Origin of the sequence: Candidatus Gorgyraea atricola (assembly GCA_030765235.1) — a bacterium.
Classification (GTDB): domain Bacteria; phylum Omnitrophota; class Gorgyraeia; order Gorgyraeales; family Gorgyraeaceae; genus Gorgyraea; species Gorgyraea atricola.
On the sequence record JAVCCW010000023.1, the window covers coordinates 19,580 to 45,667 of the forward strand.

Genomic DNA, 26,088 nt, shown 5'->3' on the forward strand with positions numbered 1-26,088 from the left:
TTATATTTCTTCTTAATCTCCTTTGTAAACTTACCCATCTTATTGAAGTTCTTCTCGTGGGACTGTTTTACAAATTCAATATAACCTACCCATACCTCTCCTGTGGCTGTCATGATCTGTTCGCGCATCTTGTCCTGTGAAGAAGCGCCTAAACTATTCTTGATAAAGTTCTTGAGCTTGTCATCAGAAAGCTTAGAAAGCTCCTCTAAATTAAAGGTCTTTTTATCCAAGGTAATGCCTAAAAGTCTTTCCAGAGACTCTCTAAGTTCACTTACTGCCTTTTTCTTCTGTGCCACAGCCTTCTTTACACTTCCCAGGTGCTGCATGGTCTCTGAGAATTCATCTACTATCTTATCAATAGCGCCATCAAAATACCTCTCAATGTTAGCCTGACTATCTTCGCCTTCCTTTAATATATCGTTATAACGCGATTCAAACCAATCTGCTGAAATATCATGCTCTACCTCATTTGCATCCTTAGTCTTCTTTTTCTGATCAAGATCTTTTTTCTTAAGGACCTTCTGGGTTTCATTAAATAAATCAACAAAATAATCCTGCAGTTTATCAAATTCCTTTTGCTCCTTTGTGGTAAGATTTTGCTCCTTTTCTAATTCCAGGAATCTTTCTTTCTTAGAAAGGACCTTACCCATCTTTATGCCTGCAAGTTCCTGGCTAATTAGATTTTTCTTGTTATAATATATGGCCTCTTCGATCGCATACCAGTCACTTCCATCCAGCATAAGATTCTGGAATGCCTTTCCAAGCATACCGTTCCTTCCACAGCGACCTACTATCTGCAATACTACTCTGAAGCTCCTTGGGAGATAATGGGCTTTAACCCTTACACCATACACTGCTGTTGCAAAATAGTTCATCCTTGCTTCATTAAACTCCTCTTTATTGGCAATAGATTCCTCATCGATCTTATTGAACAGGTCCTCGGCGACTTCAGCCATGAGCTTTCTTTCAGCCCCAAGTTTCTCATCAGTCAATTGCTTTTGGCCAGGCTGTCTTTCAATCTGGTTATATCTACCATCAAGCCCTTTAAGCCTATCAAAAATATTACTATATTTATCAGCATCTTTTCCTAATGAGGATTTAAGTTTCTGTATAACCTCGCCGAGCTTCATAGTCTTTATATCAGTGCCGCGCGAGGTTATAGGAGTAGATATGGTAATCTTCCCGGGCTGGCCTGCTTCTTTTATGAATTTTACTTCATCTGCTTCTTTAATCAAAACCTGGAACTTGTCTTTAAAGGCCTTTCTACTTAATCCCATTTTCTTCAATTTGCTGTCAAGTTCACCCTTGTCTATTGTCTCAAAGACGTATTTCTCAAAATCCTTAGCTTCCCTACCGTCTTTAAAAACCTCTAGCTGAGGAGAACCTGGCTCTTCTTCATGAACTCTAATTATCTCATTTAGGGCGTGCTTAAACTTACTCTTATTGCTGCCGAATATCCTAGGTTTATTGACAATACGCTTTGATACAAAGTGAGATCTCATCTCTATAGTCTTTTTGTTCAAAAGCAGTTTGTTCTCTTCGCGTGACCCAGAAACAGAACCACTGGCACCTCCAAAAGAACCGACCATCTTGTTCAAAAAGATCAGAGCGTTTATCTTAGAAGAGGTCCTGTTTTCCGCCTGTATCTGGATTCCCTTGTGCCTGTGCATGGCCTCAAGGGCTGCATGTATATTCTCAGACCTCTGACCCTCAAGCCTTCTACCGCTTAATAGATCCTTTAATACTATTACTTTTTCGCCGGTCTCATTGCCCTCTTCATCCTTTGCGTCTTCTATTCCATACTGCACATTTTCCTTATATAAATACTCTGCCTCCAGGGCATATTTTACGTCTTCAATGCTAGGCAATTCAACATCATGACCTAAACCCTTTAGGCCCTTTGTTATGTTTGCGATTTGTCCCTTTATGATACCCTCGCCTTCTTTTGTAATCTTGACCTGGCGATTTACAGTATTATATTCTACGAGATACTGTTTTTCGCCTTTTGTTGCCTTCCAATCAATGTCCAGGAGACCTCTTGTCTCTTCTCCGACATATGGAGTTAAACCTTCGGCTATCATCCTTGCTATTTCCTTTGTTGCCTGTTTTTTGGACGAGAGGCCCTTATCTGCGAATGATGTAATAGCATCTGCCATATCCATGACAGTATCCACTTCGTCAATGGTAATATGGGCTGCCTTGAGTAATTCCTTTAATTTCACAGAGTCTGCATCATCCATCTGTAATGCAGAAAGGCCTTTGAATAAAAGTGACTGGAAGTCTGTATAGCATACATCTGAGTTCATTGCATCTAAGGCTTCTTTACTTGACATCTCATTCTTCATGATCGAGATATTCATGCCCAGGGTTGCAAAGGTAAATCTATTATCCATTGCATCGCGCCATGCAAATTCATATGCTGTGCCTGTTACAATAGAAGTCTGGCCCATAAGCGTCCTACAGAAAGCAGAAAGTGTCATGCCATAGGTCTTACCCTCTCCTGTCCCAAACTGCACAAGATTCCCAAGGCCCATTAAGTGGCCTGTGGTTATCTGTTCATCATACTGATGTGAGCCTGTATTAAGGTTCTGCCCGAAATTCAATATTGCGCCTGCCTCTGCCATTACCTTATCAGTAAGGCCTTTTGTCCGCGCTTTTTGCTTTAATGCCTCGGTTTCTGTGCGAAGGACTTGCATAAACTGGTTTATATTTTGAAGTGAGGCATTAAACTCAGCATTGTCCTGTAGCCCTAAGCTCGCTATTGCCTGATTAACATCAATGCCTGTGGACAAAAGCTTATCGCCTGCAACCAGTACCTCTAATACTATGTCTTCTATTGTCTTACCGCCTTCCATCTGTTTCTTAAAGTTATCGATCTCTACCTGCGAAACTCCCATATTCTTCAGGATGGTTTCTGGGTCACCTTTGTGCGCATTAACTACTCCTTCTATTGTTTTCTGAACATTGCCAAACAAGGCCCCCTTGACGGTCTTAGCGATGTCGGTCCATGACTCTTTACTCTTAAGCATCTTGTTTATATCAGCTTTTGTCTCTGCGTCAAAAGAACCTGCGAGTTTCTTAAATAATTTTCCGTATTGTCGCCTTATGGCACCTGCCTTTTCATCTATGAATTGGCCTATCTCTTTTTCAGACTTTGCCTCGTCAAGCTTAGTAAGCCATGCCTCTTGCTCTTCTGATGCCTGATAAACACCTGAGGTATCTGCCTGGTCTTGAGCATCAGCTGTGTCTACGCTGTCAGCTGTGTCTTGGGTTTGAGTCTGGTCAAATGCATCGCTTCTCTGCTGACTAGTACTTGCATCTGCCAGTGTTTCTACCAGCTCTACAGCGTTCTTTTTGGATATGCCAAATTCTTTGGATAAAGCCTTAATGCCCTGGGTTGAAGTAGTTAAGTCGCCTGTCTTTGCAGCTATTGCATTGTTTAAAACAGTATTTGCGCTTTTAAGGAGGGTGTTGAAGGTGGGTAAGTTCATGTTACTGACCTTATTTGTAAGTTTAACTGCATCAGGTGCCCTTGACTGCTGCATCTTACTGAACGCGGCTGTAGCGATATTGAGCTTAGCAGAGTCCGTTGTCTCACCAGAGAGTTTCAAAATCATATCAGCATTAGAGCCTTTGACCTCGCTCTGTATGTCAAAAATCTGCCCTACCGTGAGAGGTCTTTGTGACCAGCTCTCGTTAGATATCTTAGATGCGACCAAGTCTGATTTTACATGAGAAAGTCCCTTTGCATTAAATATCTTCCTTGAAACATTAGCCACTGTCTTTGCCTTAGGACTGTCTACGCTCTTGGCAAAGTCTTCAATATTCCACAAGACCTGGCTTTCATTTTCGGAATTACCTATAGTAAATGCTGAATCAAATGTCAGCTGATTTGCAAGTTCAGGGTTAATGCTAGCTACCTTGTTATAGCCGCTTAACGCACTGACTATATAAGTCTTGGAAATACCCTTTATGCCATTTGTTTCTATAACACCTCTGTACAGTGTATTTCCTGCCTGTGCTATAGATGTTATGCCTGTCTTTTTCATATGACTGGCTACTTCTGAAACATTTGTAGACTTAAACATGCCTTCTGTAATTTTAACTTCTGTAGTCTTGTCTGATGTCTTAAGCTCTAATATACTGGCTTTTTTGGGTGCTGTCTTTGTTTCGCTTGGTGCTCTTTTGGCTGGCGTGGCCTTACTGGTTGATTCTCCAGCAATTCGCATAGGCGTAGATACAGGAGTTGACTCTGCTGCATCTGTGCTTGGTTTTATTTCACCAGTTTCTTTTGTTTCGCTCGCAGGGGTCAAGGTAACTTCCATGGTACTGCCGTCAGTACCTGTAGGAGCAAACTGTTGACCTTCAGATGCCATGGTCCTATCAGCACCTTGCCCCACAATAATATCTATGACGCCTCTGGTAAACCTGGCCTCATTTGCCTTTACACCATCAATAGCAGCGACCACATCTACATCTACGCCACAATTAGAGGCAATACCATTATAATTTTGCACAGACTCCTGTCCCGCAGAATACACCGAAGCAAGTTCTGAAGCAGCCTGTTTTATATTGGATAATATATTTTTATTCTCGGATATTACTTTTATAGCAGTATGACTACCTCTTGTCTTCTTATCAGCAAAAAGCACTTCTTGAAATGAAACATTCCCTAAGATATTAGAACCACTAGCTACTTCGACCTGTTCTAATGTCTGCACTGCCGCCGTCACGGTCTCGCCTTCTTTGTCTGTTAAACCGCCTAAGTTTTCTATTAGAGCTGACAGATCAGAAGTTTCTGTTAAATCACTCTCTCTTGCCACGCTTGAAATCATCTCCAGATTCAGCTCCGGAAGGTTATCTTCTGAAATAGCAATTTCCAACGCACTCGATATATCTTCACTATTTGCAATAAAAGATGTCAGATCTTTATCATTAAGATTGAGGCTATTTAAGCTGTTTAACCCTGAATCCTGCAGATTACTGACTACTTCTTGAGCTGAAACTTCATCTAAAGCATTTAACTTTGCGCCTATTTCATTTCCGGTCTTAATGTCATTAAGTTTACCTATGTCAAATGTATTGGTTGTCGCATCATATGCATCAGCTACGACCATCCTATTGCTAAACACTATACCTGCCTGTTCAGTGCTTAGTTTGGTATCGTCAAGGCTCATCATAGTATCTGTTATCACTGCCAATGCTCCTATGGCGCCCGGTATGCTGACCCCGCTAGATACAATTGCATTTTTTATGCCCTGCGTTACAAGGGTCTTAAAACTTAAGTTCTTTTCAACAGCTATATTGGCCCTTATATTTTGTAATTTTGTCCTTGCCCTGTTAACTCTATTTTCTATAGAACCTTTGTTTTCAGTAATAATAATCTTGCTTTTCATGCTACCACTTTTCCTGACTTCCTTAACTTCGTTTTTCACCTGGATTTTAGACATGTGCCTCTTCAATACATCTACAGTATAATTCTTTGCCCCTCTAGCCTTCTTCAAAGTAAAGTTTGCATCAAGGGTCTGGGCATCATGCGCATAATATCTACTCTTTGCTATGCCTTTAAATCTCTCTCCTCCGATCCTGCCTGTGCCCTGCAATAATTGGGTCTCTGTCATCCTTTCTGCATCTACGATAAAGAGATTAATCTTCCCTCCTTTTTTCTTAAGGAAGTCCAGGCCTGACGAGCCTTTCTTTGCGCCAGTCAATTCAATTTGCCTTGCGTTCTTAAAGGCATAACCTTCCAGGTTCGTGCCTCTGCCTATAAGGTTTGCATCCCCTACTAACCAGCGCACCTTACCAGTGCTTAATTTTCTTAATCCTACTTCCTTCATAGAAATAGTTTCCTTACCGCCGACCATACGTATATGTTTATCTGTAATCAAGCCTTTGTCCTTTAATTTATTTATGAATTGTTTGTTTTGGCATATGTCTCTTCCACCGCCAATCAGTACAATTTCGCCTGCCTTGACCTTGCCGGTTTTTACAAGATATTTTACAAAGAGCCTTGCTTCTCTGGTATCGCTGGTTAAGCTGAGATTAAAGTCGCCTTTTCTTGTCTGCTTTTCCATCTTTTTAAATTTTTCCGCTTTGGTCTTTGAAATCTCTCCGTTTTTATTTTTAAGATACTTGAAATCTCTGGCTATTCTCGAACCTGTTCCCCCAACCTTTATTTTCAACGTATTAGATTCAGTTACAGCTTTTACTGCGCCGGACTGAGTAGCACTCACTCCCGCTATATTGTCAAATAATCCCATGAATTCCGTTGACGTCATCCTTATTGAATCAGCAAGAGGTTTACTGATGCGCTTGCCCCATGCGATTTCAAGCATCTGCATCTGGCCTTTGGCAAGCTGCAGGTTTTCCACTGCCTCGCCAGAACTATATGCATCCACTCCATCTTTGGCCATCTGATATTCTGTGCCTATATGATACTCTTGGGCTGAAACACTGTTTGAGAGAAGTTCTGTAATCTCCCTTTCACTATATTTTAACCCCAGCTTCTTGAATTCTTGCGTAATCTGATGTGCCTTCATTTCTATCGCATTGCTCTCTCTTTCTTTAACATTCTTATCTATAACATCAAGTTTTTTCTTAAAAGTGCGGTCTGAAACCTCGGATTCTCTAAGCTTGGCTTCTTCCCTGTTTCTAAAATTATCCTTTTGAGATACAATCCCTTTTGACGTGTCGCTAAGTCGCTTATAAAGCATGAATTCGAGGATCTCCCCTTTAGTATAAGACTTATTATAAGATCTTCCTCTGCCTATGCTTTTATTATATTTTAGTATGCCCTTTGTCTCTGCTTTTACCTGCTTGTCACTAAGATTCTTTATTCCCTTTTTACCATTTTTACCTTTTTTACCGTCTAAGGCTTTGATTATTAGTGTCATTTCCCTGGCTGTGTGCATCTTGTTTCCGCCTCTTGAAAGCGAAGTTACTGGCAGCAAAAATGCAAAGTCAAATTCATCTCCGATTATAGAACCGAGGTTGCATTCCTTCTTTACCTCGGCATCTATCTTTTCCAGCTCTTTTTCGCTTAATTTGTCAAAGTTTTTCTTGTCAAGCCCCAGTTTTTCAGTTGCTTTTGCCCTGGCATCTGCCATCTTCCCTTTACCTATATCGTATGTTGTGACTACAATGCCTCCTTCTCCAGTGTTCTTTAAATTTGTCTCCCTTCCGACAAGTTTAATCTTGCCTAAACTATCGCCATACAATGTCTCCATTGTATTGAATAATTTCTTTGCCTCCTCAAATGTATTTGTCGCAAGCCAGGTCATTTTTCCAACCTCGCCTTTTACCATTGTGCGTATAATAGGAGCTATGACTTCCAGCACTGCTGTCTTTCCTTCTCCTGTGCCTAGAAGGCGGAGGTATCTCCTTGCCTCTGCAACATCACTTTTTACTACGATTGCCTTAAGTATGCCGTCTATTGCCTTTAGCTGGCCTTCGCTTAATTTGAAATCTGGATTAGAATTAAATACTATTTCGCATGACGTTACATAGTCTATCATGTCATTCTTCATGTTTTCCAATGACTTTTCTTTTCCCGCACTATCCTTTGTGTCTAATATCTTTTTCTCTTCAAGGAATTCATTTCTTAGGCTCTTAATCTCAGGGCTCATTTCTCTTTTAACTTGATCCACATCTTGTTCCTTCGCAGCCTCCAATATCAGATGCATCTCGAATTCTTCGCACTTTATTGCGAAATCTTCTCCTCCTATATCTCTAAGATTCTCTAATTTTTTAATCCTCTCTGCATCCTTGGAATTAGACTTGTCAAGTACCTCTATCTTCTTATTGCTGATGTCTATTACTGCATTATCACCTAATTCTGCTATTTTCTCGCGTTGTTCAGTAGTCAGATTCTTGTCAACCTCTTTAAGTTTGGCATTTCTAGCCTCGGTCCTCTTAGACTCGGTTTGTTTTATAATATGATCTCTCAAACCTTTAGCGTCATGTATTGCAGCCTCGACTATAGTTTTACCTACGGCCTTCACTTTAGCCTTCCATCCTTTGACAAGCCTAACATGCTTAATGCCTTTGAGGCCAATATGCCATCTTCCTGCAGTGGCCAGATTTAACGGCGTATGAAGCGCCTGTTTAAGCGACCTGCCCCATTGTTTTAGTCCTGCCATTAATGCTCCTTTTTTACCCCATAAAGCACCTCTTAGACCTTTGCCGCCCTTACGCAAGGCCCTGAAGGTCATTCTCCCTGCCTTAATGCCGCCTTTTCCCAGTAAGCCGAGAGCAGCGAGCTCACCTATGCCCCACCAGACATTTCTGCCCTTACCTTCTTCATCACCTGTAAAATTCGCAAGTATTGCACTGCCCATGGTGTATAGTATCGAATTTTTAAAATCTTTGGTAAAGGTTGCATAGATAGAATATAAGGTATGCATTTCCTTTTTAAATACTTGCTTGTCAAATCCACTTGCGGCATAATCTGTTAATTCAAAAAGCATATTTGTCATGAACTGTACACCATACATAGTGGTGAAGATAAGAAAACCGGTCACTGCTGATGCTGCCGCATAACTAGTGTAAGAAACACCGCTTGATTTACTTAAGCCCTGGGTCATGTCATGTTTTATGGATTCGATTACATAAGTAAAAGAATCACCTGATTTCTTTACTTCTTTTTTATGGTATCTCACATTGTCTTCTTTACCTATTAAACCTGCGGCTGTTTGTGCCCCTCTATGCCATATTCCTTTGACTGCTACTGTTACCATCCTCTGTATACCTTTATTTGAAACAGCCATAACCTTCCCATCGATCTCCTCAATCAGATAATCCTTTGATGAATCCCCTTTGTAACCAAGTTTTTTACTGATCTTTCTATCGAATTTTGCAAGCCAGGAACTTGCAAACCAAGAACCAGATGCCTTTATTGACTTTGTCACATCTACCAATTCATTGTTCTCATTTACAAATAATCTCGTTCCATGCTCATATACACTAATCTCGCCATCTACATTTTTAAACCTCACTGCGCCATGTATGCCACTAATTTCAATATTATAACCAACGCCTATGATAGCTTCGTCGCCATGCGAAAATTCAACTTTATTTTCCTCTCCTTTCGTTGTAATCCAGTAACGGCCGCTTACAGTAAACCCTTTATCGTCCTTATCTCTGGTTATCTTGATATATTTCGTTTTTGCCTCTAGTCTAGGAGGTGGGCCTCCTCCTTCTGTGCCTTCATCTTTTGTAAAAGATACATTTGCGCGGAATGTACCATTCTTTCTGAAATGATGCCCAAGGACAAATGCTGCCTCGTTATCCTTTGTGTAACCAAAAAGTATCTCAGCGCCTTTATCAAGTTCAAACTTAGTCCAACCTTTTCCTCTGACGTCTCTATCTTTAGCAGTCTTTATTTTACCCAGTTTAGCTACTGTAAGATATTCTGCTCCAATCTTTCCTGTCAGATAATCCATACCCTTTAAGTTCACCCATGATTTTTTATCAACATCGATTCTGATTTTACCATTTTCCCGCCTTATTGTTATTGCTATATTACCTCTTTCTCCAGCCTTTAGTTCTGTTCTTACTCCCTTATTCTCCGGATCATGATTGTCTAAATATTCATCAAGGTAATATTCGGTAAACTCTGCGCCTCTTCTTCCATCCCCTACTATCCTACCGCCTATTGTGCCTTTTAGCTGAAATTTACCAAAATTTGTGGAGCCAAACTTCTTAGTAGCTGCTGTTTTGCCTTCTCCCTTTAGTTGCAGTTTTCCATTCTCGTCTCCCACAAAAGTACCTTCTGTAAAAAGTAGCGTCTGCTTTTGTCCGTCTATTATCATTTCGTGTACAGACTTTTTCGTAGACACTACTTTCAGGCCATGGCTCCAAAGATCGCCACGCTCTGTAGAAAATTGTTTCGCGCCTTCCGCTATCTCTGCATGGTCCTCTGTACCTATCACATAGTTCACTGTGTCTATAGTAAACCTTGCACCTTTGGCAAAGAAAAGCATCTTCTCATTCTTGACTTCTATAACACCTCTTGTTATATGATAAACACCATCTTCATCCCTTATGCCATAGGTATTAGTGATGTAAGTGTTTGGTTTTTTAGAATCGTCTCCATCACCATCGGAAGAACCGCTTGGATCTATCCTTACATATCCACCCTTTTTTGTTCTCAATGTGATTACGCCAGAGGATAGAGCAAATACGCCGTTCTTTTTTGTAAAAAACGTTGTTTTGGATTTGCGAGTATCTTTTAATGAGCCTGGACTCCACTCTCTCATTATTCCAAATCTTTCAGTGATGCCGTCTTCATTTTTCTTCTCAACCACTAAATTAGTCATTAATTCATAAGTGGTTGCATCCACTTGACTAAATACACGGACCCAGTTATCTTGGTGATTCTGACGCTTAAGGTTTCTGCGCTCGGAATCAGTAAGTTCAATCGTAACTATCCTGCCAGCAGCTTTAATCTTTACACTACCTCCCTTGAGAAGGTCATCCTTTTTAACATAAACGTCTATAAGACCTGAATCCTTATCCTTTACTTCTTTAATCTTACCTTTATTTTCCGTGACAACCTTACTACGCTCCTTTCTTGAAGTCTTTTGAACAGCCTGTCCCTGTATTATAGTACGTCCTGGCTTACTCAGGTCTTCGCCGGCTACATAATCTTCCATTGCGATGTATGAATTATAGGTACCTTTTATAAAATTTCCGTTTTTGTCGGTCTTCAAAGGTTTGCCATCTTTCGAGCGAATAACATCGAACATACCATCATTCCTTCTAGATGCATACTCATATGTGTCTCCTGTGGACGAATGGATCATCATGTTAGCTACTTCAGCATCCTTATATTCTTTGGTCAACAACCTATCGAACCCTATAACCTCCCTTGTCTTGTGTACGGTTTCATTGTTTTTACCCTTAGTCGTAAGCTTTGCTACTACACCGGTCTTGAGCTGTAATTTTCCGTTTCTATAATTCCATGCACCTTCTGTAAACTTCTCTTCTCCTATTGTAAAGGTGCCACCTTCTGCAATATTAACTTCCAGACCTTCCCTCCATATCACTTCCTGTCCATTCATTATTATGAAATTTCCAGTTACTTCCAAATTGCCGCCATCTAAGTCTTTTACTTCTACAGAATCTCCTGGAGCAGCCTTTGGCACTTCTGGCTGGATTTCTTTTGTCTTTGTTTCTTCTTTATCTTTTGGCAAGTATTGATTTTCAACTATGGTTTTACCTCCAACTTCAGCTTCAGCATAAGCTTCAGCATACAAAATTACGAATTCGCCTTTATCCGTTATAGCGAATTCTCCTTTCTTTATTGTGTAATTTTTGAGACCTTTACCCTCTTTATTAGTGATAATTATCTCTGTGCTATCTTTCTGTTTGAAGGTAAAATCCTTCAGGTTGAAACTTATATTCTCTATACCAGTAAAATCCACTTCTTCTCCGCCTATTGTAAGTTTTAGGTCTAGCTTCTGTATGGCAGAAGCTAACTCGTTCTCAAAATTCTCAGAACTATCCTTATCTATAAATATAAGACCTCCGTACTCACCAATGCTTTCATCTACTTCAAATGCAAACTCTTTCCCTGCTATCTCAAGCGTTACGCCCTGGGTTGACTGTTCCCGTGTCTTCCAGTTGTATTGAAGAGTATCCTCGCCTTCTGCATCATGGCCATCAACCAAGACTGCTATCTTTCCACCTATTATCTTTACCCCACTATTAAAGGTATCTGTCAAATACACCGTACCCTCAGAATGTGTGACTGTGCCGTCGTCATTAAAATTAATCTTTCCACCAAGATAGTCCTTGCCGCCATAGCTCACTATTACAAATTTTTTCAGTTCTTCGACACTCTTTTCTTTGTACGAGCTTTTTACATCTATTTTTGCCTCGATCCATACATCAGCACCTTTAACGAATATCTTTTTCTGGCCCTCTCTTACATCTATAATGCCTTTATCATTTTCTCCCTTCTTGGCCCTTAATACATTGTCTTTATCTCTATATAAAGTTATGCTGGTTTTTACAGGGGATTCTTTTGTTTCTTCTTTTTTAGGATCTGCTGCTTCTTCCTTAGGCTCTTCTATTTTGATATTTCCGTTTTCGACTTTTAAATCAATAATTCCGTTATATACATTGAAATTACCATCCGCTCCTTGAGCAAATAAAGTAGAGCCTTCCTCTATAAGGAAAGTCTGGCCAGTAGCTTTATCAGTTATAAGGATGTCTTTTGTAACTTCGAGAGAGCCGTCTTTTCTTAATTCTATTGCGCTTGCATCGCTTAGCTTAATGCCTTCGATAGAGGTAATCTCTATACTGCCTGGTCCAATTCCAAAGAACTGCGCTCCGTTTTCACCTATCTCTAATGTTATGTCCTTATTCTTACCTAAACCTTCTATGGTCACGACTCCATAAGTCTTATGGAAGCCTGCCCACTGAAATTCTCCGTCAGGCGACTTTTCGGAAAACTCTATTCGCACCTTGCGTTTGCCCAGCTTAGTATCTTCGCCCAGATCAACCTTGCCGAATGCAGTATTTAAATAAGAAACATCCTGCCAGGCTGATCCGCCTTCTCTTAACTTAGCAATTCCGTTGCTGTCATTCTTAAGCTTGCTTCCTTCAGTCCATTCTCCGTAACCGCCCTTGCCCACATCTATGAGCATATTTGCTGAGGTCTCGTCTGTAATCTTTCTGACTAGCTTTCCGCCGCGGTCAAATTCCAGTGAATATTTCATCAGACCAGCTATGGTTCTTTTTCCTGTTTCCTTATCATCTTTAACTACTATGTGACCACCTTCTCCGTCCAGGGGCTTCCCGCCTGATTTACTCTCATCAGACTGCTCAGTATCTGTCTTTGTATCTACCTTTGGTATATCCTTTTTTATGATTCCTACAATCATTGCTTCTGCAATAATGGCCTTATTTCCTATCTTGACGAGCCTTGCTCCAGCTTTAAATGTATAGGTAGCACTATTAAATTCAGTGCTCTTCCCTTCGACAACAATCTCATCCAGATCTTTAGTAGTCCGCCATCCATCGCTGGTCAGCACTGCTTCTACATCTTCAAACTCATGGCCATCTATGGTAGTAACCTTAGATATTTTTATCTTTATATCCAAGTCTTTATTTATGTCAAACTTCACATTACCCTTATCATCTATCGTGACTGCGATTGTCTGGCCTGGATTAAGGTCAAAACCAAAAATCCTGGTTGCATTAAAGGTTATACTGCCTTCTAATGCAAGGGCCCTATTACCAAAGTCTAAAGTAAACTGTTTGCCAGCTTCTAAATGCAGGTCACGACTATCGCTAAAGCCGCCTTCACCTGCTGTATATGTTCCTCCTGCAAAGATCTTTCTTCCACCCTTTACTTCTATATCGCCATCGACCCAGGCCTCAGTATTTATATCACCGTAGATCTTACCTTCAGATTTTTTACTTGTCTGAGGCTTTGTATCTGAAGGGCTAGATCCTCCCTTATCTATCTTAACCCATCCTTTTAACATGCCATCCCAGATAAGCGGGGTCACTTTACCGCTTATAAATACTAATTTAACCTTTGAGTCTATTGTAATAGTCTGCTTGGCGTTATTGTCATCGCTCTTCTCGGCGCTTTTCTCTATGGCTTTATCTATGGACCATAGATCATCTCCTGCTAAGGTATAAGTAACGCCTCCATGTACAAACTCCTTGCCTATCTTATCTTCTAATGCCTTTTCAAATTCTACGCCTACAGGTGTAAGCCTTACGTTTATATAGGTATCCTTTTCTCCTTTAAGTTGCGCAGTGCCTAAAACAAGTTTACCTTCAACATCTTGAACCTCAAACTTTAAGGTCTGGCCTTCTACCTTGACCTCTACCCACTTATCCGCATCTCCATCTTCTAAGATAAACTGACCTTCCTGAGAGATGATCTTTCCAGTAGCAGCGTCTCTGTATACAGTGACCTCTGCGTATAGGACCCTTCCTGTCTTGAGCAGGCTCTCTCCGAGACGAAAGCCTGTATTTATTATTAAGGTTTGCTTGGCGCTCCTGATCCTTATGCTATTGACACTAAAGAGGTTCTGGCGCACAGCTTCTTTATTGTTCTCTATGTAAGTCTGGTAATTCTTGTAACCCTTAGAGTTCTTATCGCTGTACCTCTTTTCTGTCTTGTCCTCTATTTCTCCAAGTATCTTCAGGGATTGGTTAAATAGCTCTGCGGCCTCTTTAAAGTCGCCGACTTCCCTGGCTGCCTGGGCTTTTTTAAAGGTCTCTGAGAATAGCTGCATGTCCACATAATCTGTGTAATCGCTGAGTGGGATTGCTTCGTCGCTCGCGGAGTTTACCCTCCGAAGCCTTGGCGAAGGAGGGCTCCATCCTCGCAATGACAATGACTCTTTCAAGGCGCCTACTATCTCTGTTAGGGCGGGTTTTGTAAGGCCGAATGGTGTAAATGCATCCATGAAATCCTTGGCCAACTCCTTATCCTCATCAGAAGGGTTAAGGATGGCCTTGTAGAACCCAATTATATTCTGAAGCGCTATTTTTGTCCTTTCCGCCTGATCTTTTACGCCAGGAGGAAAGAAATCTGCGCTTGCAAATTTTTCCTTGTAGGTCTCAACAAGGTATTTAGCTAGACCTGCCCAGCCTCCTTCTTTAAAGGCTTCTGCCATCTCCTTGTAATGGCCAACAAGTTCTTGAGAAAATACCATTGCTGGGAGTGCATGTTGAGGGTCTCCTCCTACAAACAAGTCACGGATTACCTGATGAAACTCATGGTGGCCATATTCGTGTTTTGCTGTTGGTACAAACTCTTTAGCGATCTCTTCATCAGTGCCTTCTACTAGTTTAAATAGAATCATGCCATTACTAGGGTCATAAAGCCCCTTGGTATTTGCGCCTAACTTTGTATCGTTTTCCTTAATATAGCTTTCACTAATGGCGTCGATCTTTTTATTATTGTTGAGATATTCAATAAAATTCTCCAGGGCCTTATATTCTTCTGTGCCTTTCGTTAGCCCTTCCAGCTCTTTCTCAAGCTCTTCCACAACAACATCACGGATATGCAGTGCCTTGTCCTTTCTCTCATTGTCACCCTTTGTGTCTTTATCTACAGGAAGTGCTTTACCTGATTCAGAAGCGAATATAACAACAGGTTTTGAGAGCTGTATAGCATCAGAGGGCGCCTGTGTTATCTTTTCAAAGTCTGCGTCACTCTTTATGTTGATATGATTGATCAATCGATCAAAGAACTCAGAATAGCCTGGATAGTTTGTTTTTGCCCCCTCTAAAATGTCCAGTGCTTCTTGGCGAGTAAGGCCGCTATTTTGAGTCCTGAGTGCATCATAGGCGTATTCGTCCTTTTCTTTGTTGTCCGTGAAGTCTTTGTTATTGGATATGGTTATCAGCATATTTATCAAGCCTGACTTTCTATCCGCAGACCAGGTACTCTTCCTGTAAAGCTCCATATTGCCACTTTCTGTCCTGACAATTTTTATAAGGCTTGCGCCATTGTTATCAAAATCTTCCTCCAGGACTACAGGGGTAGCTGCGTCCAGGAGATTTCCATCTGGATCTTTATCCTTAAACTCGTTAAGATCAATGCCTAATTTTTCAAGCTGTCCAAGTTTAAGGCGACATACCCTCTTTATGAACGGTAACTCAGGCTCTACTGGTCTTGGACCAGGGGATTTTGCTGCAAAAGCTGCTATAATCTTGTCTATAGGTAAGCCCTCTGCTTGCGTGCCTCTTTTTTTAACTGTTTCACGCTCAAGCCGGCCATCGCCTGTCAGCCTAAATAATTCGTCAGACTCACCATTTATTACATCACTTATTACAAGTTCTTCTTGTTCGTTTACTTTTACAATTTCAACCTCTACTTCGCTCTCTCGGTCTAAGCCTTCAAGGGCATCTTTGTCAACGCCTAATTCTATAAGTAAATCTATAACTTCACCGAGCAGCTTAAGCTTATCATCCTGCTTGACTAACCTATCAACTCCTCCAGCGCCTGACTTCTGTATCCACATCTCAGACCAGTTCCCATTCATGAAATCTTTGAATGTCTTATAAAATTCTTTGGTTACCTGAGAGGTAGCGCCAGCTTTTTTAGGATCAATTGTCTTTTCAGCTACAATGTATTTTACGGATTCTGTTTCTACTTCCTTTCCTGCCTTTTCTATCGCATCTTGTTCTGCTTCTGTAAGTATAGTACCTGTATCTTTCCTAGTTTTATGCTTTTCCACAGAGACATCAGTGTATGGAGCCATTCTTTTTACTGTATTGACAAAGCTGTCAAAACCAGTTAAAACTGAGTTTCGGAAAATAGTATAGATCGGATTTTCACTCTCAATGCCCCATTTGTTTTTCTTTTTATTCTTAAAAGGCTCTACTGACTTAAGACTTGGCAGGGCTGCCTCAAGGGTTACCCTTGTCATGCTCAACAAGATAGGATCAGCTGGGGAAAGCAGTATAAGCGTGAGGGCTGCGGTCCACCTCTTCCATTTCTTATACTGGTTATTCCATTTGCCTAAGTCAATGACTTCAGCAGCAGTCTGCCTGGCTGCATCATAGGCTGCAATGGTTAAGGCCATGGCAACAGTCTTAAAGATAGAGCCGCGGCCGAGATCTCCTGCCCCTTTACCAAGCCACAGATATTTCTCGCTAATCTCTTTCCATCTCTCAAAAACACCCCCGGTTTTGGCTATCTTGCTCGCTAATTTTTTAGAGGCATTTCCGAGAAATTCACCAATATACTTGCCTGTTACGTCGAGCGCAACAGATATGCCAAACGTGGTAAAATCAAAGTAAGGATTATCAAAGAGCTTGAGTTTAACCTTTTTCCTGCCATTAATAGCTTTCTCATCATCTATTTCCTTTACAGTCGGAGAGCCATCCATGCGCCATCTGGCATAGCTTAGCCAAAGATTCTTTATGACGCTATTTCTGAGGACCTTCAAAAACTTTATATATTTCTTCGCCTTCCAAACCTTTTCCAGCTTGTCTAGGTCCTTCAGGTCCTTTAAGATGCTGTTTGCCAATTTTAGAAGCTTTGGAGAATCTTTGAGGGCAGCCAATATTTCAGCTTTACTTAAATATTCATGCACTTCTCCCAGGGCCTCTGTTATTTTTGCTACGGTCTGGGCATTCTCAAGCTTCTCTATTAACTCCGGTACTTTTTCTAGTTTCTTTAGTTCCTTTAACTTTTCGAGTTTGTCTGCCTGCTCTCCCTCTGGTGTTGGTTTTGCCAGAGAATATACAATCGCAACTATTATAAGAGCAATGGCAAATTTCTCAAAAAAGTACCCAAAGTTATGGACTTCCTCTGTCTTGCCGTCTTTTTCTTTCTTGTGACTGCTAGCTCGGCTGCCTTCACTATCATAACCATAGGTCATTATTACTTTCTGGTTTTTGGTCATGCTAGCTACTGCGTAGGTAAATGTACTTCCTATTGCCCGGCCAGCCTGTTCAGCAAGAAAACCTATTATCATGGCAACCAAAGGTCCTAATCCTGCAGCAGTACAGATTATTATTGCCAAAGCGCTGAATATAATGCCCAGCGTGCCCTTGCCGCTCTTTATAACCTTGGTGTATGTATCAAGATCAGTAACGCTCTTTACTAAATGTCCGTTCTTATAGCTATTCTCAATAGTCGCGGTGGTGGTATATTTTACTGTGTTGCCGCCTTCTTCCTTGGTCTGGTATCTCTTTCCTTTTTCCCTGTAGGAGGCTATGTTTCCAAAGCCGTCATATTTTATGTTCTTTCTTGTAAATATCTGCTGTTCTTTGCGGCCGGATGGGCTATAATTAGTCTGGTCAAAGGATGAGATTTGTCCAAGGGAATTGTAGCGGATATTTGACTGGGTATATGGGTCTATCTTATCAAATCTATGTTTATTGCAATTCCAAAATCTAGAGCCAGTACTCTTAAACTCCTTGACCCTGCCTTTTAGGTCATATTTAAATCCAGTCGATGTTTCTTCATGGTCATATAAAACTCTGTATTGATATTCTAATTTGGTCACGGGCACTAAGTTATCGTAATAATAGTCCTCATCATGAATGGCTTCTATAAGGTTTGTCTCGAAGTCTGTCGTGCCTAGAAGATATGCATAATCCTCGTCGCTTACCACATCTGCATGTCCTAGTAACGTATCTTTTTTATATGTCCACTTACTCCAGCATGTTCCTTTTGTATGCTTGGTCGCAATCTGACCGTAGTTATCATAAGTGAGATTAACCTCCCAGCTATATTCACTGAGATTCTCATTAGACCCTGTTTCATAGTAATACGTGGATTTTCCATGATCGTGATAATTTCCATAGTAGTAATATGTTCTATGGAAATTAAAAGTACCGCGGCTATCTTCTCCATGGAGACTCTCTACGTCAAGGCGATTCATGCCACCATAATAGGTAAGATTAACTACTGAATAGCTGGTAACTTCATAACCTTCCTCTACGAATGCCCCCCAATCAAGCAATCCTGTTTCATCACCTATTTCATCATATATTTTTATCTCATTACCTATGCCTTTTGTGTTTTCTGTGTTTTTAAGTTCAGTACCCAGGATCTCTTCTACCCTTAAGGTCTGGCGCACAACAGTCCCATCTATATTATTCACCTTTATCCTCAGCGTCTTCTCAGTAATATATTTGTCTCCGCCGCTTAATAGTGCACCTGTTATATCAAAGGTAATGCTACGCGTCCTGGTCCCGACTTTCATATGAGAGTTCTCATCCCTTATGTAGGTAATAAAATCGAAACTTTTCTCATCTGAATAGTGGCTGGTCCACTTACTCCTAAGCAGATTAGAAAGTCTATTAGGCTTGGAGAAGGCGGTCAAGTTAATCCCATAACTCTCATGATTTATTGCGCCTTTCTGCCTTCCTGCTATGTCTTTAAAAATATCGCTGTATTGGGAACAATATTCATAGAATAAGGAGCTGCCGCGCATTATTAAATTCTCCCACTCAAGATTCCCATCTGCATCTACATCTGGCTGATCTGTAAGATTAACACTTATAAGAATATCCCATTGTGCGCTTAATATGCTTGTCTCTGTAAGAGTAACAGTGCCAAATGAATAGCCATCTCTTCTTCTCAGAAAATATATCAAAGAATTCTTCTCTGGTATAATAGAATCTTGTGAGGCGACACCCCATTCATCTAAAGACTGCGTGGAATATCCCACAATTACACCCTGATTATTTCTATAACTCTCTATCCTTTGAAGGGTGTAAAACTCTGGGGAGGCAATGTTATAGTCCCTGATTTCCTCGCCCACCCTGATTCCTTGTTTGTAATAGCCTGCTGTTGTGCTCTTTCTTACAAGGATTCCATTGGTGAGGTCCTTAAGAACTGTATCGCCAATATTTTCGCCAAAATCAAATAATTCATACGTATCTATCTCCTGCGCAACCTGCCACCTGTATGTAGCGACATAGTGAGACTGATTTGCTGTTTCCGACCACCTCCCAAATGCTGCCAACTGCTTAAACACGCTGAGTATCACCTTTCTTTCAACAGCAACCTCGAACGGGTCCTTTGTCAAAGATTCATTTACATCATCAGTGGCAAGATCATCGTCCTGGGTAACAAACTCATATGAGCAGATTTCTGTAACAAGATAACCGCCTTCATTTACCTTCTTTGATGCCACCTGCTTGGTAACAGCAATGGGATCTTCATAATCAGCCGTACTTAAATCTCCATCGTATCCGGGGATATAATCTTTAAATATAGTCTCTGTCTCTACAGAACCATCTAAGGTGTTTTTCTTTCTCCTTACTTCTTTTATTCCTGATTTGAAATGCATCTGATTATCGGAATTATTAAAATCGTTTATAATATAATTACCGGAAGAAAAGTCTGCCCTGTATATGCGGGCCACTACAACATCATATGTAGAGGTCTTGGATACAATTTCGCTATCTTCTATCGCGGTCCACGATATTTCCTTCATGCTTTCTACATATTTTGGAGAATCAGGGGAACTGGAATCATAGATTGCATCATAAGTTATCACAACTGTACATAATTCTTTTATCGGATTTCCGTCCCCATCCACATCTCCGTCCTCATTCACAAAATCTCTGTAGAACTCTTGACGAGAAACATACTGTTTAGAATAGATTTCATTAGAAAGGTCGTGGCAGATGATATCAGAGGTATCTATAACTTCAACTACTCTTTTGACATTCTCTATAGTCTCTATTTTTTTCGAGTATTCTTTTATAGTAGATAATTGCCATACAGTAGCCTTTAAATCATCTATTGCATATTCCCTGTTTTCAACGACCTTTTTAGCTCTATAAATGCCTTCACTTATTTCCTCTTTCTCACGGTATATAAGCTGTAGCGACTCTTTGAAATGCAGGCCATCAATATTTACCCAGCTCTCTACGTGGCTGACCGGCATTGTGCTGTCATCATATAGCTCCTCCTCGGCATAGTAACTATAGGTAAAGGTATCAAAGATATCTTGGTCACCAACACTTATAAGATGCTCTGAGACGCGGACGAGTCTGTCATCTGAAATGCTCTCATTGTTCTCATCGGTGGCACTGTCATTAAGTAAGGTTTCATATTGGAAATCAACTGATTCTCTTACGAGATTTGTGCCGCTCGGGTCTACGATATTTCTTATGTCTACCCACACGACTGTCTCTTCCTCATTTATCTCGTTCTTTCTCTTATCCCTGAATGTATAACGGATATTGTCTGTGTAAAGAATCCCGCCTACATTAAACTTGGTATTTATGATCTCTACGTGGATCTTACCTTCTTTCTGAGACTCAAAATCTCCAGCTATCTCTCTCCACTCATGGTGGGTCTCCTGTACATATTCCATTAGTTGTGTGTTTACCTTATATAGGTTTATAGCTTCGTTGTCAGGCACTGAAGAATCTTCCTCCCAGTAGCCATCTTCATTAAAACTGCCTGATTCCCACGCTCCAATAGCAAAATAGATCTCTATGACATTCACGGTTGTATTAGGCTTTATGGTCCCATCTGTTTCGTCTATTACCTCACGCTCATCAGAATAGTCATACCTGATATTGTCCAGTAACAGCTCATCGTCAAACACGTGGAAGGTCTGGGTTATGGTCTTGGTTAGAATCAATTCACGTACATCGTCCCACACGTCCTCTTTATGGATATGCTGTACAGCCTCAACAAAATAACCTCCACCTTGATAAATGACATCCCAATCAGTGGTGTAATATATGCGTGTCTCTACTACACTGTCAAATACGCTGAGTCTATAGTTATACTGCACAGTATCGAGTAAGAATAAGTAATCTTCTGTAGGCGTATAGTTTTCTGAATGTGCGTGATCAGTATAATTATTTGACCCTTGCACTAAACCTAAAGGTATAGGTACATAGTTTTCCACAACTTGCACTTTGCGTGGATCTTCTGACCCAAAAACTTCTTTCTCGGACTCATATGCATACTGGACCTTGTCTAAATATCTTTGCTCTTCATCTATGAATCTCCAGTCATAATACTCAATTACCTTTACAGTCTTTAGTCCTTCAAGGGTCTGTCGTTCGGTAATATATTGCTCTATATTTGAACTCATGGACTGCAAGCCTGGCTCAGTACTTTCAGTATTGGTATAAAGGACATCGTTATCGCCTTTAGTATGATAGCGTTCCTGGGTCTTATAAATAGTCTTATTGCCAGGGACATCATATGTGAGTGTAAAATTAGTAACAGTATATGCCTTATGCTTTTTAGGACCTGGCTTTGACTTATCTGATATACCCTCTGTAGCATATACCTCATACTCTTCATCATCTATTTCATGCAATTCCCTGGTACTCTTAAAAGAAATCTGCAATTCCGTTTTTATCGAGCCTTCGTATGTCTGCGTGTTGGTAACAACCCTGCCACCTATGCCAGGTATTGGATCCTGTTCAAAGGTCTTCCATGATTTAAATGTGGTGGTACCTATATACTGATTAGTCGCGTTTATACCTAAACCTGCTTCGTAATTTTTCAAGACATCTACGATAATGCCGTCTTGCTCTTCTTCTCTATAATTAAGCTGCAGGGCTGTAAGCACTGGCTTATCCATGCCATGTATGGACTCATAATAAGCTGATACGCGTTTAGCACTGCCATCCAATTCATCCACAACTGTATAGTCCTTTTGAAGATTTATTAAGAATACGCCTGGAGTATCGACCATGTCTATACCAGATAGATCCCCTTGCATGCCTTCAAAGGATTCAATAATAGTAACATCTTTACTATCTGTCTCATTGTTTTCAGGATTAATAATTACTTCATCGTCATGGTCCAATGTGTATATGTATCTTACAGAAGATACTATGCCAAGGAACTTTGTCTCCTGAACCCTTATGTCACGAGTCATGCCATCAAGTTTAGTTTTGCGCTTATCAAGGTATTCCTCTATGGTACTATTAAGGAATGACTCGTTATTAATGATATCGAAATTCTTTATCGTAGTGATGATTTTCTGCCTATCGGAATCCCAGTCTTTGCTGGTGTTTTGTCTAGAAACAAGGTGTCCCTTACCGTCTATAACATCGTAATTTTCTGTGACTTGCTCTAACTTGCCATCTCCTGATATCTGCGCGTAGGACTTTTGAGCTGTTGCAAAGTCAGAGTTAAAGGTGAAACCAGCTCCTGATGGCATTACTATCTGGTCCTCACGGTGCGTGACTATGATACTATTTCCAGATGAGTGAAACCCCTTATAGGTAAACCAGCGACCTGTGTGGGTAATGCCATTACCTAGATATGTATCAGTAATAGTTAAAACTGTAGCATCAGCTAGGCCCTTCATATCCAAGTTCCTCAGGCCAACGCCGTTATAGATGTATTGGATTTGATATGGACGATCCTGGGTTATATTAGCCCCATTTGTAGCATTGTAGAACTTTACTACAGTGACGAGCTTGCTAGTCCAGTCTAGATCTGTATCGTGTATAGTCTTATAACTCCTGTATGCCTCGCCTACGACAAGTATGCGGCCCGAAGGCAGGTCTATGTATTCAAATTTCACTGAGAAACTAACAATGCCATTCTCTGCAGGATCCCATTCTTTACAAGAGATAGTTGTGCTGTCCTCAAAACTAAAGTGTCTATAATCATTTGTTATATTAGCTACCTCTCCAGCACCTACCCACTTAAACATCTTACCCTGTCCATCAGATACCTGCTTATAGATCTCTTGTCTGTTATCAACTATGGGCTGGCCCTGAAAAGTAGGGATATACTGGTCAGATCCAATGGCCTGATAATTAACAACTACAGTAATAGTGCTGGTCTTGGCTTCGCCAGATAAGCCTCCGGATGAATGCGTTTCTCTATCTTTCTTATACATCTCCTGTTTCACATTCAGATATTGTGTACCAGCGATAAAATCAAAGTAATTATTTACACTGACAAGGCCCCTGTCTTCAGTGGTCTGCCATTCCTTGTGCGTCTCTGTTACACTGGTACACACGCCTAAATAATAGGTGTACTCAACCAGGATCTTTCTATTATTTGTAGAGTCAAATGCATTAAAGTACCAGTGGACTGTGGTAGGCAGAGAATAGTCTTCCATCTGTCCAGAAGAGTTTAGATAGGCATCATGGTTTTCTGTAATGGTAACGAGTCTGTTATTTATGTTGCCGGATTGGTGATTTAGATGTACGCCTTCAAGAGATTTGTAGGTCTTCTGTAGTGCACTTAGATAAGCCTGGCTATCAATATAATCATATGTGCGAGTAACACTATAGGCAGCATCTGGTTTTGTAGGATCAGATTCCTTAAGTGTGGTCTGTATAGTAGATAGGTGCTCATCATAGTGATAATCATTAAGATCGCCGGATACAGGATTATTGGGCAGCCAGTCTATAGTGTAAGTCACCTGAACCACTTTCCCTGCTTCCTTCATCTTAAAGATGCGCTGTATGGTGCTTGGATCCTCTAATATGCGGTCTAGTTCATTCGCTACAATGCCTATCACATCATAGTTTTTAACCACAGTTATGGAGCTGGTATCAACATTTGTCCTGATGTCTTTTTGCGGGTCTATCTTATAGCTCTCTGAAAACGCGCTCAAATATCTAACATCTGCTATTAGATCATACACTGTATTCTCAGTGACCATGCCTAATGCAGCATCCCATCTCTTTTCAGTTTTTGTTACATTGCTAAAAATCTCTGTATAAGTGCCGTTAATAGGTACATTCTCGTAAGTATAGGTAAACTGCGTAAGTTTACCTGTCTCAGGTGCGCTAAAGTACCATTGAATAGTGGTAGGCGCTTCTGTAAATAGCTCCATGGTATTAGAAGAATTTATATAGGCGTCATAGTTTTCTACTACAGTGACTAATCTTTCGCCGCCTTCAAGGGATTTCTTTTCCTTATAGCTTTCCTGCTGTGAGCTGAGGTATTTCTGGTCTCCTATCTTGTCATAAGTAGTGGTAGTTGTAATAAGGTTAGTTCCAGAGGCGCTCTTTCTGATCTCTTGTATGGTTGAAAGGTAAGAGGTGTCCAGATAGTCAAAGTTATAAACAGTCTGCACGAATTCGCCGTCTATATCAGCGCCAAAATACCATGTAATGGTAGTAGGTTTATCCAGCAGTGCTAAGTCTGGACCTATAACATCATAACTTTCAACAACTGTCACTGCCCTCATATCTGGTGAAGTCTTAGTGAAATCCACATCTCTCTTGTCCTTGTAACTATACTGTAAGTTTGAAAGATATTCGGTCCCGTCTATCACATCATATGTCTTTATCTCTTGGGCCAGGACAGAAGTGTTATACACGTTTTCTATTATCTTCTTATGCATCTTTTGTGTCTGCGTATGGAAACCAAACTCCTCTGTAGTGGTTATGATCCTGTAAGGCATGAAAGTAAAAATTACTTTGAAAGAATTGGCCAGCCTCTTTATTTCATTATCATTAGTATGCCTAAGGAAAGACGGTTTTAAAGAGCGCCAAAATATCTGAGCCTTCAGCTTAGTGATAGTAACTATAATTGCAGCTATTGCCGCAAGATCTGCTCCTTCCTGTGTGAGGAGTGCAGCAACATTGTTTTCGTCTAAGGATGATATGAATGCCCTTGCTGCAGCAGCCTTATCACTGGATGGGTCTTCTTTAGACAGTGTGTCCATAACATCCATAAAGCCTATGATGAAACTCAGGTCTTTACTGATTTCCTCATGCTTTGTGTGGAGGCCGAACTCATAGGTGTCTACGATCTGAGTGAGGCTATTGTTTGTGTAGTTGGGCTTCTGAAAGGATTCCTGTGTAAAGGTCTCGATGCCATGCTCTTTGTTCACTACAGTAGTAACGATTCTATATTCACCATCTATAAAGCGAACATCCTTTGTTATTTCCTGGGTGGAGGTGGGGATGCCATATTCAGAGATTTCAGTAGTGGTGGCAAGCGAAGAGTCAGGATCTGTGGATGCTATAACGTTTCTTAACTCGGTAATTGTAGGGACATCATTCTTTAGCACCATGGCCATGGTCTTCAGCATCATACCACTAGCCTGTTTTAACGAAGAGACGATTTCTGTTATTGTAGAGGCGAGTTGTGGATCTACTCCTTCCTGCATCAAAAGCTCTTCTATCTGAGACACATCATCATCAGTAAGAGATAGTATAAAGGCCCTGGCATCCTGTGCTTCCTGGCTTGAAGGATCAACTAATGCCAGTGTATCTATGGCATTAACTAAGTCTCCTGCTATCCTGGAGCCAAGAATAACATCCTTAGAGATCTCTTCGTGTTTTGTGTGAAAGCCAAATTCATAGGTGTCTATAGCCTGGACTATGTTGGGCTTTGTGTCGTTCAGCTTTCGGTAGGATTCCTGTGTGAATGTCTCGATGCCAAGTTCTTTGGTCTTTGCTATGGTGACGATTACAGGATCAGGCAATCCATCTATTGTCCTTTTTTCTTTGGTGATTTCCTGGGTAGAGGTCAGGATGTCGTATTCGGAGATTTCAGTAATAGTAGTGTCTGCGGAAAAATCACTTGATGTAAGCTCATCTCTAAATGCAGCAAGCTTTTCTATTATGGTTGAAAGACCTGTATTAAAGCCTATTAGTGCAGCAGGATCAGTCGTATTATCAATCCCTTTGAGGATG

The 26,088-nt window shown here is 40.7% G+C and carries 1 protein-coding gene (running past one end of the window); it reads right to left on the reverse strand.

The window, feature by feature from the left end; genetic code table 11:
• The coding region annotated (locus P9L93_04725) for a hypothetical protein (GenBank protein MDP8230392.1) crosses the window boundary (this coding region is incomplete at both ends): on the reverse strand, window positions 1-26,088 show 26,088 of its 45,667 nt. 19,579 nt of the annotated region lie to the left of the window's left edge.